14 protein-coding genes are annotated in these 15,861 nt (G+C 70.0%); 7 read left to right on the forward strand and 7 right to left on the reverse strand.

Annotated elements, in window-relative coordinates:
• The first annotated feature begins 139 nt into the window (after positions 1-139).
• From YS110_15330 to YS110_15350, 5 genes are all read left to right on the forward strand, one after another.
• Positions 140-571, forward strand: a complete 432-nt coding sequence (locus YS110_15330; protein ID UJB66029.1) for a hemerythrin domain-containing protein — start codon at positions 140-142, stop codon at positions 569-571.
• A 180-nt stretch (positions 572-751) separates the two neighbouring features.
• Positions 752-2,773 carry a ribonucleoside triphosphate reductase gene (locus YS110_15335; GenBank protein ID UJB66030.1) on the forward strand — a complete coding sequence of 674 codons (2,022 nt, stop codon included), beginning with the start codon at positions 752-754 and terminating at the stop codon, positions 2,771-2,773.
• 82 nt (positions 2,774-2,855) lie between these two features.
• Positions 2,856-3,056, forward strand: coding sequence for a hypothetical protein (locus tag YS110_15340; protein ID UJB66031.1), 201 nt, complete (start codon positions 2,856-2,858; stop codon positions 3,054-3,056).
• Between the two features lie 19 nt (positions 3,057-3,075).
• Positions 3,076-3,738, forward strand: coding sequence for an anaerobic ribonucleoside-triphosphate reductase activating protein (locus YS110_15345; GenBank protein UJB67475.1), 663 nt, complete (start codon positions 3,076-3,078; stop codon positions 3,736-3,738).
• 326 nt (positions 3,739-4,064) lie between these two features.
• Positions 4,065-5,234 (forward strand): prolyl oligopeptidase family serine peptidase, encoded by a 1,170-nt coding sequence (locus YS110_15350; GenBank protein ID UJB66032.1) that lies wholly within the window; start codon positions 4,065-4,067, stop codon positions 5,232-5,234.
• A gap of 22 nt (positions 5,235-5,256) precedes the next feature.
• On the opposite strand, the gene YS110_15355 is transcribed toward YS110_15350, so the two are convergent.
• The 3 genes from YS110_15355 to YS110_15365 form a co-directional block, all read right to left on the reverse strand.
• Positions 5,257-5,844, reverse strand: a complete 588-nt coding sequence (locus YS110_15355; GenBank protein ID UJB66033.1) for a Uma2 family endonuclease — start codon at positions 5,842-5,844, stop codon at positions 5,257-5,259.
• Positions 5,845-5,883: 39 nt separating this feature from the next.
• Positions 5,884-7,740, reverse strand: a complete 1,857-nt coding sequence (gene recQ / locus YS110_15360; protein UJB66034.1) for a DNA helicase RecQ — start codon at positions 7,738-7,740, stop codon at positions 5,884-5,886.
• Between the two features lie 301 nt (positions 7,741-8,041).
• Positions 8,042-9,112 carry a linear amide C-N hydrolase gene (locus YS110_15365; GenBank protein UJB66035.1) on the reverse strand — a complete coding sequence of 357 codons (1,071 nt, stop codon included), beginning with the start codon at positions 9,110-9,112 and terminating at the stop codon, positions 8,042-8,044.
• Between the two features lie 147 nt (positions 9,113-9,259).
• Between YS110_15365 and YS110_15370 the strand changes: the two genes are divergently transcribed.
• Together YS110_15370 and YS110_15375 are read left to right on the forward strand one after the other, a co-directional pair.
• The gene (locus YS110_15370) at positions 9,260-10,288 is read left to right on the forward strand and encodes a homocysteine S-methyltransferase family protein (protein UJB66036.1); all 1,029 of its coding nucleotides are present in this window, start codon (positions 9,260-9,262) and stop codon (positions 10,286-10,288) included.
• A gap of 286 nt (positions 10,289-10,574) precedes the next feature.
• Positions 10,575-11,633, forward strand: coding sequence for a hypothetical protein (locus YS110_15375; protein UJB66037.1), 1,059 nt, complete (start codon positions 10,575-10,577; stop codon positions 11,631-11,633).
• 69 nt (positions 11,634-11,702) lie between these two features.
• On the opposite strand, the gene YS110_15380 is transcribed toward YS110_15375, so the two are convergent.
• The 4 genes from YS110_15380 to YS110_15395 all read right to left on the reverse strand — a co-directional run bounded on the left by YS110_15380 (position 11,703) and on the right by YS110_15395 (position 15,861).
• A complete protein-coding gene (locus YS110_15380; protein ID UJB66038.1) occupies positions 11,703-13,007 on the reverse strand; it encodes a Glu/Leu/Phe/Val dehydrogenase in 1,305 nt (434 codons plus the stop codon).
• A 248-nt stretch (positions 13,008-13,255) separates the two neighbouring features.
• Positions 13,256-14,866, reverse strand: coding sequence for a hemagglutinin (locus tag YS110_15385; GenBank protein ID UJB67476.1), 1,611 nt, complete (start codon positions 14,864-14,866; stop codon positions 13,256-13,258).
• A 114-nt stretch (positions 14,867-14,980) separates the two neighbouring features.
• Positions 14,981-15,331, reverse strand: a complete 351-nt coding sequence (locus YS110_15390; protein UJB66039.1) for a DUF2149 domain-containing protein — start codon at positions 15,329-15,331, stop codon at positions 14,981-14,983.
• Complete coding sequence (locus YS110_15395) at positions 15,328-15,861, reverse strand: MotA/TolQ/ExbB proton channel family protein (GenBank protein UJB66040.1); 534 nt, start codon at positions 15,859-15,861, stop codon at positions 15,328-15,330. The genes YS110_15390 and YS110_15395 overlap by 4 nt, the downstream gene beginning before the upstream one ends.

The raw sequence follows: 15,861 nt of genomic DNA on the forward strand, positions 1-15,861 counted from the left end.
GACCGTACAAGGTTAAAACAACCGCGAATGCATGGGGTGGTAAATACCCTATGCGTGCCAAGTGCTTGATTCCCAAGGCGGCCAGGCCTGGCCCGGGGCTTGCATCCACCCAGGGCACCAACTCTGTGAAGGAAGCACCATGAACATCGACAAATTCAAGCACCAGCACGTGGACATCCTGCGGCGCATCGCCGCCCTGCGCGAGCTGACCCATGCGGGCGTGGCGCGCAATGCCGAGGCCATCGCCCAGGGCATCGTGGCCATGAGCTCGGTCATCAAGCTGCACCTGTCCGTGGAGGACCAGGCGCTGTACCCGGCGCTGCAGCGCGGCGACGACGCCGCGCTGGCGCGCCTGGGGCAGCGCTTCCAGGTGGAGATGGGGCCGATCGCCGCCGCCTTCGACCAGTTCGCGCGGCGCTGGAACACCGCGCAGCGCCTGCGCGAGGACGAGGCCGCGTTCCGCGCCGCCGCCAACGACGTGCTGCGCCGCGTGCACGAGCGCATGCGCCACGAAGACCGCGATTTCTACCCGCGTGTGGAAGCCCAGCATGCCGAGGCGGCGGCCTGCTGACGCTTCTCGCTCCGTTTTCCTCTCCCTGCCTCAGGTTTGCGCCGGCCTTGTGCCGGCGTTTTTTTACCGACTGAAACACTGGGTCTTTGTGCTGGGTCAAAAGGGGTGAATAACTACCTATAGTGTTCCGATGGTCTGTTGCACACTACAGGTAGTGTTTTACCTGAAGGAGCAAGCCGCATGTCCTCCCCCCTGGCCACCCTGCCGCGCGACGTGATCCAGCGCGACGGCGCCCGCGCCGCGTTCGACGCCCACCGCATCCGCTCGGCCATCGCGCGCGCCGGCAGCGCCACCGGCGAATTCGGCGAGGACGAGGCGCAGCTGCTCACCGCCCAGGCCACCAAGGTGCTGGTCCACCGCTTTCGCGGCGAGGCGCCGGCCATCGAGCAGATCCAGGACGTGGTGGAGCAGACGCTGATCGCCGCCAACCACCTGCAGACCGCGCGCGCCTACATGGCCTACCGCCAGCGCCACGCCACGCTGCGCGCCGACCGGCAGACGCTGGTGCACGTCGAAAGCTCCATCAACGAATACCTGACGCGCGCCGACTGGCGCGTGAACGCCAACGCCAACCAGGGCTATTCGCTCGGCGGGCTGATCCTCAACGTGGCGGGGAAGGTGACGGCCAACTACTGGCTCTCGCACGTCTACGCGCCCGAGATCGGCGAGGCGCACCGCAATGGCGACATCCACATCCACGACCTCGACATGCTGAGCGGCTACTGCGCGGGCTGGTCGCTGCGCACGCTCTTGCACGAGGGGCTGAACGGCGTGCCGGGCAAGGTCGAGGCGGGGCCGCCCAAGCACATGAGTTCCGCCGTGGGGCAGATCGTGAACTTCCTCGGCACGCTGCAGAACGAGTGGGCGGGCGCGCAGGCGTTCTCCTCGTTCGACACCTACATGGCGCCCTTCGTGCGCAAGGACGGCATGGACTATGCCGCCGTGCGCCAGTGCATCCAGGAGCTGGTCTACAACCTCAACGTGCCCTCGCGCTGGGGCACGCAGACGCCGTTCACCAACCTCACCTTCGACTGGACCTGCCCCGAGGACCTGCGCGAGCAGGTGCCCGTGATCGGCGGCGTGGAAATGCCCTTCTGCTACGGCGAGCTGCAGGCCGAGATGGACGTGATCAACCGCGCCTACATCGACGTGATGACCACGGGCGACGCCAAGGGCCGCGTGTTCACCTTCCCCATTCCCACCTACAACATCACGCCCGACTTCCCGTGGGAGAGCGAGAACGCCGCCGCGCTGTTCGACATGACGGCCAAGTACGGCCTGCCGTATTTCCAGAACTTCATCAACTCCGAGCTTTCGCCGAACATGGTGCGCTCCATGTGCTGCCGCCTGCAGCTCGACCTGCGCGAGCTGCTCAAGCGCGGCAACGGCCTTTTCGGCAGCGCGGAGCAGACGGGCAGCCTGGGCGTGGTTACCGTGAACTGCGCGCGGCTGGGCTACCTGCACGCGGGCGATGAGGCGGGCCTGTTCGCGGCGCTGGATCGCCTGCTCGAACTCGGCAAGCAGAGCCTGGAAGTCAAGCGCAAGCTGATCCAGCGCCTGATGGACCAGGGCCTGTTCCCCTACACCAAGCGCTACCTGGGCACGCTGCGCAACCACTTCTCCACGCTGGGCGTGAACGGCATCAACGAGATGGTGCGCAACTTCACGCACGATGCGCACGACATCACCAGCGAATGGGGCCACGCCTTCGCCGTGCGCCTGCTCGACCACGTGCGCGAGCGCATGACGGCCTTCCAGGAGGAAACCGGCCATCTCTACAACCTGGAGGCCACGCCCGCCGAAGGCACCACCTACCGCTTCGCCAAGGAAGACAGGAAGCGCTGGCCCGCCATCCTGCAGGCCGGCACCGCCGAGCAGCCCTACTACACGAATTCGTCGCAACTGCCCGTGGGCTACACCAGCGACCCGTTCGACGCGCTGCAGCGCCAGGAAGCCTTGCAAGGCAAGTACACCGGTGGCACCGTGCTGCACCTTTACATGGGCGAGCGCATCTCCAGCGGCGCCGCCTGCCGCGAGCTGGTCAAGCGCGCGCTGACCAACTTCCGCCTGCCCTACATCACCGTCACGCCCACGTTCTCCATCTGCCCGACGCACGGCTACCTCGCGGGCGAGCACCAGTTCTGCCCCACGTGCGATGAAGAGCGGCTGGCGGCCAAGCGCCGGCGCCTGCTCGCGGCTTGAAGCCAAATCGGCCTCCAGCCCTTACCCATCAAGCGCAAGCAGCTATCAAAACCGTAGTTTCCAACCCCCCAAGGAGTTCACCATGAGCCATTTCTCCACCACCGAACAAACCGCCCTGGCCGCCGTGCAGCTCACCGACGACGAGCGCCAGCCCTGCGAGGTCTGGACGCGCGTCATGGGCTACCACCGCCCCGTGGCCAGCTTCAACACCGGCAAGCAGGGCGAGCACAACGAGCGCCAGTTCTTCGCCGAGCCCGCACGTGGCTGCAGCTACCACTGCTGAGGCCCTGCCTGCATCCAGGCTGCGCATCGGCGGCCTGACGCCGCTCACCACCATCGACTTCCCCGGCAAGCTGGCGGCCGTGGTGTTCTGCCAGGGCTGCCCCTGGCGCTGCGGCTACTGCCACAACCCCGGCCTGCTCGACGCCACCCAGCCCGGCGCGCTGGACTGGGACGATGTGCTGGCCCTGCTGCGCCAGCGGCGCGGCCTGCTCGATGGCGTGGTGTTCTCGGGCGGCGAGCCGCTGGCGCAATCCGGCCTGCCCGATGCGCTGGCGCAGGTGCGCGCGCTGGGCTACGCCACCGCGCTGCACACCGGCGGCATGTACCCCGAACGCCTGGCCGCCGCGCTGCCGCTGCTCGACTGGGTGGGGCTGGACGTGAAGGCCCCCTGGGCGCGCATGCCCGCCATCACCGGCACGCCCGGCAGCGGCGCGCGGGTGCGCGCCTCGCTGGCGCTGCTGCTGGCCAGCGGCGTGGCGCACGAGTGCCGCACCACCTGGCACCCCGGCCTGTATCCCGTGGAGGAATTACAGGCCCTGGGCGAAGAACTGCAGCACCTGGGCCTGCGCCACTGGGTGCTGCAGCCCTGCGAAGACGCGCGCGCGCCCGGCAGCGCCCATGCTGCCCGGCAGGCGCTGGCGCAGCCCCTGCCTGGGCTGGCAGGGGCCGTGGTGCGGGGCTAAGCCTGGAAACGGCAGTTGACCGCTTGCCATTTTCACAAGGGCCGCATGGATAGTGACATTCGCTGCTTCGTTGCCGTTCGCCTGCGGGGTGAACCACGCTACGCGCCCGCCAGCGCCGCGCTCGCCGCGCCATGCGGCGTTGCTCCTCCTTGCGGGCAGGAGCCCGCCGCGTCGTCGCGCCTTGCCTGGCACGCCGATCACGGCACTGGCGAACGCGTTCAACTGCCGTTTCCAGGCTGAACGTCTGTCAACGATCTTTTCCAGCCGCCATGCCGCGCGGGCGCGGGCCTTATCCTCGCCGGTCTGTCGTGCGAAGGAGAAGACGTATGCAATGGCGCGCAATGCCCCTGGCACTGGGGATGCTGGCGTTGGCCCTGGCCGGCTGCGGCGGTGGCGGCGGCTCCACGCCGCTGCCGCCCGCACCCCCGCCGCCCCAGGTGGGGCAATTGCTGTCGGTCCAGAGCCTGGCCGGGATCGGTGTGGACGCCTTCACCGCCGCCGTGGCCGCGGGCACCAGCCGGATTCCGCCGCTGCAGCCGCGCTACGGCGTCTCCACCTACCGCCTGACCTACCTGACGCAGGATGCCGACGGCGCGCTCGTCGAAGCCTCCGGCCTCGTGGCCGTGCCGCAAAAGGCGGCGGGCGCGGCGGCCAGTCCGGTGCTGGGCTACCAGCACGCCACCACGTTCGCCAATGCCGATGCGCCCTCGCTCAACCTGGCGCCGAGCGAGCCGCCGCTGGTGCTGGCCTCGCTGGGCTACATCGTCGTCGCGGCGGACTACGTGGGCTTTGCGCACAGCAACGCCGCGGCCCACCCCTACCTGCAGTCGCAGGCCACGGCGCGTGCCGTGCTCGACATGCTCGATGCCGCGCAGCAGTGGCGCCGCGCCGCCCGCGTGGCCGACAACGGCCAGCTGTACCTGCTGGGCTATTCCGAGGGCGGCTACGCCACCATGGCCGCGCAGCGCGAAATGGAGCGCACGCGCAGCGCGCTGCTGCCGCAGCTGCGCGCTGCCCTGCCCGCCGCCGGCCCCTTCGACATGCAGGTGACCCTGGACACGCAGCTCGACCGCGTGCGCGACGAGTACCCCGCCATCGGCTGGATGCTCAGTCCCGGCACGCTGCGCCACCTGGGCGCCTCGGTGCGCGCCGAAGTGCGCCGCCTGCTGCTGCGCGCGCTGGTGCCGGGCGACGCCGACGTGCGCTACGACGCGCGTTTCCTCGACACCTACCTGGCCGACGACCAGGAGACGCTGCGCGCGCAAAGCAGCGTGCACTGGGGCTGGACGCCGAGCGCGCCGGTGTACCTGTTCCATGGCCGTGACGACGCCACCGTGCCCTTCGCCGCCTCGCTGTCGGCCTACGACACCCTGCGCGCCAGCGGTGGCGCGCCGGTCAGCCTGCGCGAATGCAGCAGTGCCGTGCCCAGCGGCCACACCGCCTGCGTGCCAGAGTACTTCGGCTATGCGCTGGCGGTGATGGGCACGCCGCCCTGACGCGCCGCGGCCGCGCGCGGTTTCAGGGGTGCGCGCTGGTGCGGGCCAGCGCTACGTCCTCGTACAGCGCCTGCAGCGGCAACTGCAGGCTGACGCTGGCGAATTCGACCTGCTGGTCCACGGCGTCGAACGGGTAGAGCACCCAGCGGCCGGCGTCGTCGCGGCGGAACAGATCGACGCTCAGGCGCTCGCTGTCGATGAGCACGTACTCGCGCAGGCCGGGCAGCTTGCGGTAGGCGGCGAACTTCGCGCCCCGGTCGTAGGCGCTGGTGGAGGGCGAGAGCACTTCCACCACCAGGCTCGGGGCGCTCTTGTAGTGGCTCTGCGCGCGGTCGGCGGCGGCGCAGGTGACGAACACGTCGGGATAGAAAAAGGCGTTGTCCTCTTCCACGCGCAGCTTCATGTCGGAGATGAATACGCTGCAGGGGCCGCCGCGCAGGTGGCCGCGCAGGGCCATGTACAGATTGCCCGCGATCGTCACATGCGCGTCGGAGGCGCCGGACATGGCGAACACTTCGCCGTCGAAGTATTCGTTCTTGCCGGGCTGGCCGGCCTCCCATGCGAGGTAGGCATCGGCATCGAAGCGGGGTTGGCATGCGGGCAAGGTCATGGCGGGCTCCAGGGCATCGGCGCATTGAACCACAGCGCGCTACCCCTGCACCACCCGCAGCACTTCCGCCCCGTAGGCTTCGAGCTTCTTCGCCCCCATGCCGCTGATGCCCTGCAGGTCTTCCAGCGTGGCCGGGTTGCGCTCGGCGATGGCCGCCAGCGTGGCGTCGTGGAAGATCACGTAGGCCGGCAGGTTGTGCGCGCGCGCCACCTCGGCGCGCCAGGCCTTCAGGTTGATGAAGCGCACCTGCGCGTCCGCGCCCAGGTTGGCGGCGGCCACGGGCGGCGCGGCGGCGCGGCGCGCCTTCTTCGGCGCGGCGTGGGCCGAGGCCTCGCGCAGCATCACGGTCTGCTCGCCGCGCAGCACCGGGCGCGAGCCGTGCGAAAGCGTCAGCGTGTCGAAGCTGTGGCCGTTCTCCATGGCCACGCGGTGCACGCCCACGGCGCCCACGGCCAGCAACTGGCGCAGCACGCCGCGCAGCTGCGCCTCGGAATACTGCGCGCCGAGGTTGAAGGTGGAGAGCTTGTCGTGCCCGAACTGGCGCACCTTGTCGGTGAGCTTGCCGCGCACGATGTCCATCAGGTGGCCCACGCCGAAGGTCAGGCCGCTGGCCTCGTGCACGCGGTAGATGGTGGACAGCAGCTTGCGCGCGGCGTCGGTGCCGTCCCACACCGCCGGGGGGGCGATGCAGTTGTCGCAGTTGCCGCAGGGTTTCGAGGTTTCGCCGAAGTAGGAAAGCAGGCGCTGGCGGCGGCAGTCGGTGGCCTCGGCCAGGGCCAGCAGGGCGTCGAGCTTGGCGCGCATCACGGCCTTGAACTCCTCGCCCGCCTCGCCGTCGTCGATCATGCGGCGCTGGTTCACCACGTCCTGCAGGCCATAGACCATCCAGGCGTCGGCGGGCAGGCCGTCGCGCCCGGCGCGGCCGGTTTCCTGGTAGTAGCCCTCGATGTTCTTGGGCATGTCCACGTGGGCGACGAAGCGCACGTCCGGCTTGTCGATGCCCATGCCGAAGGCGATGGTCGCCACCACCACCACGCCGTCCTCGCGCAGGAAGCGGTCCTGGTGCGCCTGGCGCGTGTCGGCGGGCAGGCCGGCGTGGTAGGGCAGGGCGTCGATGCCGGCCTGCGCCAGCGCCTCGGCCATTTCCTCGACGCGCTTGCGCGACTGGCAATAGACCACGCCCGCGTCGCCCAGGTGCTCGCGCTCGATGAAGCGCAGCAACTGCGCCAGCGGCTCCTTCTTCTCCTCGATGCGGTAACGGATGTTGGGCCGGTCGAAGCTGCTGAGGAACAGGCGCGCGCCCTGCAGCCGCAGCCCTTCGACGATGTCGGCGCGCGTCAGTTCGTCGGCCGTGGCCGTGAGCGCGACGCGCGGCACGCCCGGGTAGCGCTCGTGCAGGATGGACAGCTGCCGGTACTCGGGGCGGAAGTCGTGGCCCCACTGGCTCACGCAGTGCGCTTCGTCGATGGCGAACAGGCCGAGCTGCCCGCGCGCGTGCAGGTCGTCGAGCAGGCCGAGGAAGCGCTCGGTCGTCACGCGCTCGGGCGCGGCGTACAGCAGCGTGATCTCGCCGCGCGCCAGGCGCCGCTCCACGTCCAGCGTCTGCTGCCAGTCGAGCGTGGAGTTGAGGAAGGCCGCGTCCACCCCGGCTTCGTGCAGCGCGCCCACCTGGTCGTGCATCAGCGCGATCAGCGGCGACACCACCACGGTGACGCCGCGCCCCGCGTCGCGCCGCACGATGGCCGGCACCTGGTAGCACAGGCTCTTGCCGCCGCCCGTGGGCATGAGCACCAGCGCGTCGCCGCCCGCGATGACGTGCTCCACGATGGCCTCCTGCGGGCCGCGGAACTGCGCGTAGCCAAAGACATCGTGGAGGACGGAATGCGCTGGAGACACAGGGATGCTCTATCTTTGATAGCTGGTAGCGCTTGGCTGGCAAGCGCTGGAGGCCGATTTTGCCCGCAATGCCGGGGCGGCGTGCGCGCGGTGGCGCAACTGCGTATTGTGGGTGCGTATTGTGCGCGCACACCCCAGGCCGCCACACGCCACCCGCAGTCCATGAAACCGGCGCGGCCCATGCGCGGGCCACCGCGCAAGGGCCGCCCCGCCGCGCTGGTGGCGTCCCCCCGCCCGCATGGCGCAGCCATGCGAGAGCGGGGGGAAGCGGCGCAGCCGCTCAGGGGGGTGTTGTTTTGCCTCAGAGCCCCAGGAACTTGAACGGCGCCGCCGGCCGGAACGCGCGCGTGGCGTCGCCCGCGAAGGCGTGGCGCTGGTCCGGGCCCAGGTCGAGCTGCAGCACCTTGCCGCTTTCGGCGCTGAAGTCCACGGCCTTGAGATCGACCCAGAAGGTGTTGAGCGTGAGGGCCGACTCGAAGAAGTACAGCTTGCGCTGGTGGTCGAAGACGGTGCGCCAGCGGGTCGAGGAGATGTTGGGCTGCCCGGGCGTGCTGATGCCGTAGGGCACCGAGACGTTGCGGATCACGCTGAAGATGCTGGCCAGCGCCTTGTCCGGGTCCGGGTCCTTCGGGATGGCGTTGACGTAGAACGCGGCCCGGGCGAAGCGGTCGGCCGCGCGGTTGGTGCCCGGCAGCATGGTGGTGCCGCCGATCTGCTGCCAGTAGGCGTTCAGCGCCAGCTGCTGCTCGAACACCGGCGAGTTGGTCATCACCTGGTAGCTGCGGCTGTGGTGGATCACCTGGCGCCCGCCGATGTACTCGACGATGGCGCTGTCGCCGCTGGCGTCCGACATCGACAGGTGCAGCGTGGTCAGGCGGCTCTCGCCCGGCACGTTGTCGGTCACCAGGGTGAAGGGCTGCTGCTCCAGCGCCGCCACGGCCTCCTGGACGGTGGCGAAGTTGTCCAGCACGTACTGCGCCCAGGCCGCGATGGTCAGCCCGGGCTTGCTCTGCGCATCGAAATGCGGGTACTGCGACTCGGCCAGCCACAGCAGGTTGGCGTGCAGCCCGGCCTCGTTCACGCCGTCGGTGGTGGACACGTCGTAGCCCGAGGTGACGACGCTGCCGTAGCGCGAGGTCCAGCGCAGCGAGTTCGGGCCGACCTCGCCGCTGCGCGCCATGCCGCGCGGCAGCACCCACAGGTTGCTGGTGATGTCGCTCTTCCAGTCCATCGAGCGCGCCGTGACCACCTGGCCGTTGGCGCCGTGGTAGACCAAACGCGTGCAGGCCCAGGCGGTGGACAGCGCCGCGAGTCCGGCCAGGCCCGCCAGCAATGCGCCGCGCAGGGACCGGGAAAGGGAAAATGGCTGCATCGGAAACACCTTTCATGCCAGGGTTGAGAGGAAACCGGCGCCATCATGCGCCCTTTGGCGGGCAACCGCGCGGTATCCGCACGCGCGCGGCTGGAAAATGCGCGGCCCGCCAGGAGCCCGGGGCCCGGCTTTCTACAATCGCCCCCCATGACCCTGCCGACCTACACCCGCGCCCAGCAGCTCCCCGCCATCCTGCGCGAGCGCATCGCCATCCTCGACGGTGCCATGGGCACGATGATCCAGCGCTTCAAGCTCACCGAGGCGCAGTACCGGGGCGCGCGCTTCGCCGACTTCCCGCGCGACGTGAAGGGCAACAACGAGCTGCTGTCGCTCACGCGGCCCGACGTGATCCGCGACATCCACGAGGGCTACCTGGCCGCGGGCGCCGACCTGATCGAGACCAACACCTTCGGCGCCACCACCATCGCGCAGGACGACTACCACATGGCCGGCCTGGCCTATGAGATGAACCTGGAAAGCGCCAAACTGGCGCGCGCGGCCTGCGACAAGTTCTCCACGCCGGACAAGCCGCGCTTCGTCGCCGGCGCGCTCGGCCCCACGCCCAAGACCGCCAGCATCAGCCCCGACGTGAACGACCCCGGCGCGCGCAACGTGACCTTCGAGCAGCTGCGCGCCGCCTACCTGGAACAGACGCTGGCGCTGATCGAGGGCGGGTCGGACGTGATCCTGGTCGAGACCATCTTCGACACGCTCAACGCCAAGGCCGCGCTGTTCGCCGTCGATGAAGCCTTCGAGCAGACCGGCGAATGCCTGCCCATCATGGTCAGCGGCACCGTCACCGACGCCTCGGGCCGCATCCTCAGCGGCCAGACCGTCACCGCCTTCTGGCACAGCGTGCGCCACGCGAATCCGCTCACCATCGGCCTGAACTGCGCGCTGGGCGCGGCGCTGATGCGTCCCTACATCCAGGAACTGGCCAAGGCCGCGCAGGGCACCTTCATCAGCTGCTACCCCAACGCCGGCCTGCCCAACCCTATGAGCGACACCGGCTTCGACGAAACGCCCGAAGTCACCAGCCGCCTGGTGCACGAGTTCGCCGCCGAGGGCCTGGTCAACGTGCTGGGCGGCTGCTGCGGCACCACGCCTGACCACATCGCCGCGATCGCCCAGGCCGTGCAGGGCGTCAAGACCCGGCCGCTGTTCTACCGTGAGTGAAAGAGCACCCCCTGAGGCGCTTCGCGCCTTCCCCCTCTCTCGCAGCGCTGCGCGCTGCGGGAGGGGGACGCAGCCCTCGCTGCGGGGCGGCCCTTGCTCGGCTGCCCGCGCTTGGGCCGCGCCGGTTGCATGGGTGGCGCGCAGCGCAATGGACTGATGTTGATAAAAAAACGCTGCAAGGCGCACCAGGCAAGCGCAGGCAGCTATTGTTTTTGAAAGAGACTGGTCATGTCGGCGCGCGCGCCGCAGAATGCGGGGCGATACCGCCCCTGCCGCCCGCGCCGCCATGTCCGTGAACCTGCCCCCCGTCCCGCAGCCGCCCGCCCTGGTGCTGGCCGAGGCTGCGCTGCAGCGCCAGAACGCCCTGCTGGGCGCCAGCCGCGACACGCCGCTGCCCGCGCCCAGCGCGCCGGCCGCGCCAGCGCCCGCTGCGGCACCGGCCCAGGCCCCGCAGCCCCCGGCGCCGCAGGTGCCCGACCAGGTCAGCCTGTCCGCCCAGGCGCGCGCCAGCCTGCTGGCCAGTGGCTCTGGCGAGGCGGGCACGCCGCGCCCGCCCGGCGCGGCGCCCGGTGCGGCCGCACAGCCGTCGCTGGCCACGCCACCAGGCCGCCCCGCGCTGCCGCAGGGCGCCGCCGCGCCCGTGCTGCCGCCCTGGCCGGCCACGGGCGTGGGCGCGCCGCTGCGTGCCATGGTGTCCATGCTGGTGCAGCAGCTCACGGCGCCGGTGCAGCCGCAGCGCGTGCTGGCCGTGCAGCCCTGGCCCGCGGCGCTGCTGCCGCAGGTCGATGGCGAGCACGCATCCCCCGATCTGCCGCCGTTGCAGACCTGGCTGGTGCGCCAGGGCGTGGTGCAGACCGAGCAGGGCCCGCGCGGCTTCGCCCTCACGCTGCGCGTGCCCCAGCCCTGGCTGCAGGCCCAGCCGCAGGCGCCCACGGCCGCTCCGGCCGCCGCCCCGGGCGGCGGCGCGCCGCTCGCGGCCGCGTTCGCGGGCAAGCCCGAGGCCTTGCAGTCGGGCACCTGGGCACTGGTGCTGCAGCCGGCCACGCCCGCTGCCGCGCGTGCCAGCGCGCTGCTGACGCTGGACTTCCAGCCCCTGGCCCAGCCCGCGCTCTACGGCCGCGAACTGCTGCAGGCGCGCAGCGACCCCTGGCTGCTCATGGCCGCGCTGCAGGCCAGCGGCCAGTTGCCCAAGGACGAAGAGCTGGTGCGCGAGCATGAGGCGCAGCTGTGCCAGTCGCACGGCTGCCCCTACGCCGGGCGCGCGCCGTGCGAGCAGCCGTTCTGCCTGGCGCTGCGCACGGTGCTGCCCGCCGACGCGGTCGATCCACAGCCGCCCGTGGCGTGACGCAAGGGCTCCTGCTTTGATAGCTGCCAGCGCTTGCCAGGCAAGCGCTGGAGGCTGATTTGGCTTGTATTACGGGTACAGTCCGCGCACTTCGCGCGCGTGCAGGATGCGCTTGCACGCGACGATGAAGGTGGCCGTGCGCAGGCTCACCTTGTTCTCCTGTGCCACCTGCCAGATGGCGGCGAAGGCGTTCTGCATGATGTGCACCAGGCGGGCGTTGATTTCGTCCTCGGTCCAGAAGAAGCTGGAGAAATCCTGCACCCACTCGAAGTAGCTCACCGTCACGCCGCCGGCGTTGGCGATCACGTCGGGCAGCACCAGCACGCCCTTGTCGTGCAGGATGTCGTCGGCCTCGGGGGTGGTGGGGCCGTTGGCGCCTTCGATGACCATGCGCGCCTGGATGCGCGCTGCGTTGTCCTTGGTGATCTGGCCTTCGAGCGCGGCGGGAATCAGGATGTCGCAGGCCACGCCCCAGAATGCGTCGTCGGCCATGTGCTCGCCGCCGGCGAAGCCGCCCACGCCGCCCTGCGCCTTCACGTGGGCCAGCAGCGCGGGCACGTCCAGCCCGCTGGCGTTGTGCACGGTGCCGGTGTGGTCCTGCACGGCCACCACCTTGGCGCCCGCGTCGGCGAACAGCTTGCCCGCCGTGCCGCCCACGTTGCCGAAGCCCTGCACGGCCACGCGCGCGCCCTCGATCGCCAGGCCGGTGAGCTTGGCGGCCTCCACGCCCACGGTGAACACGCCGCGCCCCGTGGCCTCGATGCGGCCCAGCGAGCCGCCGATGTCCACCGGCTTGCCCGTGACCACGCCGGTGGCGGTGGCGCCCACGTTCATGGAGTAGGTGTCCATCATCCAGGCCATGACCTGGCCGTTGGTGTTCACGTCGGGTGCCGGAATGTCCTTGGTCGGGCCGATGAGCAGGCCGATCTCGCTGGTGTAGCGGCGCGTCAGGCGCTCCAGCTCACCCGTGGACAGGGTCTTGGGGTTGACGCGGATGCCGCCCTTGGCGCCGCCGTAGGGCACGTTCACGGCCGCGTTCTTCACCGACATCCAGGCCGACAGGGCCATCACCTCGGACAGCGTCACGTCCTGGTGGAAGCGCACGCCGCCCTTGCCCGGGCCGCGGCTCAGGTTGTGCTGCACGCGGTAGCCCTCGAAGTGGGCGATGGTGCCGTTGTCCAGCTCGATCGGCACGTCCACGATCAGCGCGCGCTTGGGGCGCTTGAGCGTTTCCACCCAGCGCGCGAGGCTGCCCAGGTAGGGCGTGACGCGGTCCACCTGCTGCAGGTAGATGCCCCAGGGGCCGAGGTTGTGGGGGTCGAGGTAGGAAGGCAGCGGGTGTGCCGCCGTGGCGATGCCGGACGGGTTCGACATGAAGAAGTCTCCTTGTGGAAGTCAAGCCGCGCAGCTTACTCCCCGGTTTTTGCGCTGTCCAAGGCGGCTGTGTTTGGCCGGCATGCGGCGCGTGCATAGGCCCTTTGCCCGGCAGGGGCACTTTCATGCTCCTGAAACGAGAGCTGCTTGCGCTTGGTGGGTAAGGTCTGGAGGCGTTTTTCCCTTGAAATGCCGCGGCCATGAAAAACGGCCCCCGAAGGGGCCGTGGATCCATCTTGCGCAGCCCTTTACTGCACCACCACCGTGAGCGTGGCCCCTTGCGGCACGCTCAGCTGTTCCTGGTACACGCCCTTGTCGTTGGCCTGGCGCGTGAGCGGGAAGTGGCCGTGGCCCGCGAGGGTGGGCGGCACCGCGTCGGGCAGCTGGCGCACCTTGGCGTAGTCCGGGCCGTTGATGCCCACGAGCGTGAAGCCGCTGGCATCGTTGCGCAGCGGATAGCCATACCCCTGCGGGCTGGCGGCGCCGGGCAGCAGCGCGATGCTGGCACCCCAGCGCGGCAGTGTGCCGGCCAGGCCGGGGCCGCCGGCGGTGGTGATGGCGTTGTCCAGCACCGTCCACGAATCGGTGGAGGAGGTGTTCTTCAGCATTTGCTGGTAGAAGCCCACGCCGTACTGGCGCAGCAGGTAGGCGCCGTACGAGCCGACCACGTTGTAGCCGAAGCAGGTGCTGCCCGTGCTCCATTCGGTCGGGTCGCAGTTGAAGCCCGAACGGGCAAGCCATGCGGGCATGTGCTCGTCGCGTGCGGTGTTGTAGCCGGGGGTGATGCGCTCGCCCAGCACGTCTTCGACCATCACGGCGGACATTTCCTCCAGGAAGGTGTCGAAGCCATACGACATGCCGCGCAGCACCCGGCGCTGGTAGAAGTTGACCATGTGCACGAACTCGTGCGCCAGCGTGCTGATCTGCACGTCCATGCCCCTGGCCAGGTCCAGGTACACCGTTTCCGTGTCCATGTAGAACGACAGGGACTCGTTGCTGTACTTGAGCTGCCCGATGCTGGGGTTGGCCTGCAGGTTGTTGAGCGACCAGAAGTAGCCCAGCAGGCCATACGGCTTGCCGTCGGGCACGAAGTTCACGAACACGATGTCGATGGGCTGCTCGGCGGCGATCAGGTTGTTGTAGCCGTGGGCGCCCCAGGGCTGGCCCGCCAGGCCGGTGACCAGGCCGTACACGGAGTTGGCCGGGCGGGCAAAGCGCTCCATGAAGGTGTCGAGCATGGCATCGGTCATCTTGCCCGCGCCGGCTTCCGCGTCTTCGAGCCACAGGTTGATGACGCGCCCGTCGGCAAAGGTCTTCTGCCGCTTGAGCGTGGCGGTGCGCTGCTCCATCCCGTTGTCCGCGTCGATGTACCAGGTACGCTGTGCGCCCACGGCCGCCTTGGTGGTGGCGGCCTTGGCCTGGCCGGCGCCGGCCTTGCCCAGGTGGGCGGCCGCGTCGAACTGGCGCACGGCCTCGGGGATCTGGTTGCGGTGCGCGTGCGCATCGCTGTCCTGCTGCGCCTTGGCCGTGGTGGCGGGTGTCAGCGTCAGGGCCGGCATCTGCACGCCGGACGCGTTGGGGTTGGTGTAGACCAGTGTCACGGCGCGCTGGCCCACGTTCTCCAGCGCCACGGGAATGCTGGCTTCCTTCTCGCCGCTGTTGGTGTAGCTCCACACGCCCACGCCCTCGCCGCTGTAGCGGGTGTTGCTGGCGGCGCCGCAGAAGGCGCCGCTGCAGGCGGCCGTGAGCGCCGAGACGGGGGCGGGCGGGGTGGGGTCGCTGCCGCCACCGCCGCCGCCGCAGGCGGTGGCCAGCAAGCCCAGGGCGACGATGGATGCGCCGTGGCGCACGCGCTGCATGTTCATCACAAGACCTCCCGAGAAAATGATGCGATGGCCCTTGCACGGTGCGGGCCATCGCCATGTGACCGGGGCGACTATAACGGGGCCCCGCAGCGCGCGGCCGAGGATTTCTCAGCGGGGCGTGGCTGTGGGGGCGGGCGCGGCGCCCGGCTCCGGCACGTAGACCATGGAGCCGTCCTTGAGCTTGTACGCCACGCCCGCCTTGGCGCCCTGGCCCTCGCCGATCTCGCCGCTGGCCTTGTAGTGCTCGATCTTCTGGCCGTCCTTGACGATGACCTCCATGTTCTCCTTGCCCGGGTTCTTGATGACGGTGACCTGCTCGGCGCTGAACGGGTTGGCCGGGCTCTGCGCCACGGCCAGCAGCAGCGCGGCGATGATGACCAGGAACACGTCGATCAGGTTCACCACCGAGAGGATGGGATCGTCCCCCTCGTTCTCGTCCATCAGGCGCAGGTGCTTCATGCCGTGGCCTCCGTCAGCGGGGCCAGCCCCTCGGCATGGGCCGGCGGGGCCGGGGCCATGTCCTGCTCGATGGCGGCCAGGTCGGCGGCGTACCAGCGCTTGCGCACGTTCACCACGGTGAAGCTGATGGCCGCCGCCAGCAGCGCCAGGATCACCGCCGAGAACGCCACCATCAGGCTGCGCGACACGTCGGCGAGCTGCCCGTCGGCCAGCGCCTTGAGCGCCGGGCCCATGGGGATCATGGTCGCCACCAGGCCCAGCATGGGCGCCACGCGCGTGGCGATGCGCGCGAACTCCAGGCGCTTGACGGCCAGCGTCTCCAGCTCCACCACCGTGATGCCGGGCCGCGCCGCGCGCGCGGCCCGCAGCTCGAAGCCCGCCGCCTGCCCGCGCAGGCGCGCCACGGCCTGCCAGGCGAAGGCGCCCAGCGCGTAGAAGGCGTGCGCGAACAGCGCGGCGATGGCGATGAGCACGGGGTAGAGGAAGAGCTGGCTGATGTCGTACATCGCCACTTCGATGGGGGTGTTCAT

Source organism: Acidovorax sp. YS12, from assembly GCA_021496925.1.
Taxonomy (GTDB): Bacteria; Pseudomonadota; Gammaproteobacteria; order Burkholderiales; family Burkholderiaceae_C; genus Paenacidovorax.

What these genes read in the sequence shown, in the direction of transcription:
- YS110_15330 (UJB66029.1), top strand. Translation starts at nt 140, where the DNA reads ATGAACATCGACAAATTCAAGCACCAGCACGTGGACATCCTGCGGCGC.
- YS110_15335 (UJB66030.1), top strand. Translation starts at nt 752, where the DNA reads ATGTCCTCCCCCCTGGCCACCCTGCCGCGCGACGTGATCCAGCGCGAC.
- YS110_15340 (UJB66031.1), top strand. Translation starts at nt 2,856, where the DNA reads ATGAGCCATTTCTCCACCACCGAACAAACCGCCCTGGCCGCCGTGCAG.
- YS110_15350 (UJB66032.1), top strand. Translation starts at nt 4,065, where the DNA reads ATGCAATGGCGCGCAATGCCCCTGGCACTGGGGATGCTGGCGTTGGCC.
- YS110_15355 (UJB66033.1), bottom strand. Translation starts at nt 5,844, where the DNA reads ATGACCTTGCCCGCATGCCAACCCCGCTTCGATGCCGATGCCTACCTC.
- YS110_15365 (UJB66035.1), bottom strand. Translation starts at nt 9,112, where the DNA reads ATGCAGCCATTTTCCCTTTCCCGGTCCCTGCGCGGCGCATTGCTGGCG.
- YS110_15370 (UJB66036.1), top strand. Translation starts at nt 9,260, where the DNA reads ATGACCCTGCCGACCTACACCCGCGCCCAGCAGCTCCCCGCCATCCTG.
- YS110_15375 (UJB66037.1), top strand. Translation starts at nt 10,575, where the DNA reads ATGTCCGTGAACCTGCCCCCCGTCCCGCAGCCGCCCGCCCTGGTGCTG.
- YS110_15380 (UJB66038.1), bottom strand. Translation starts at nt 13,007, where the DNA reads ATGTCGAACCCGTCCGGCATCGCCACGGCGGCACACCCGCTGCCTTCC.
- YS110_15385 (UJB67476.1), bottom strand. Translation starts at nt 14,866, where the DNA reads ATGCAGCGCGTGCGCCACGGCGCATCCATCGTCGCCCTGGGCTTGCTG.
- YS110_15390 (UJB66039.1), bottom strand. Translation starts at nt 15,331, where the DNA reads ATGAAGCACCTGCGCCTGATGGACGAGAACGAGGGGGACGATCCCATC.
- YS110_15395 (UJB66040.1), bottom strand. Translation starts at nt 15,861, where the DNA reads ATGAACACCCCCATCGAAGTGGCGATGTACGACATCAGCCAGCTCTTC.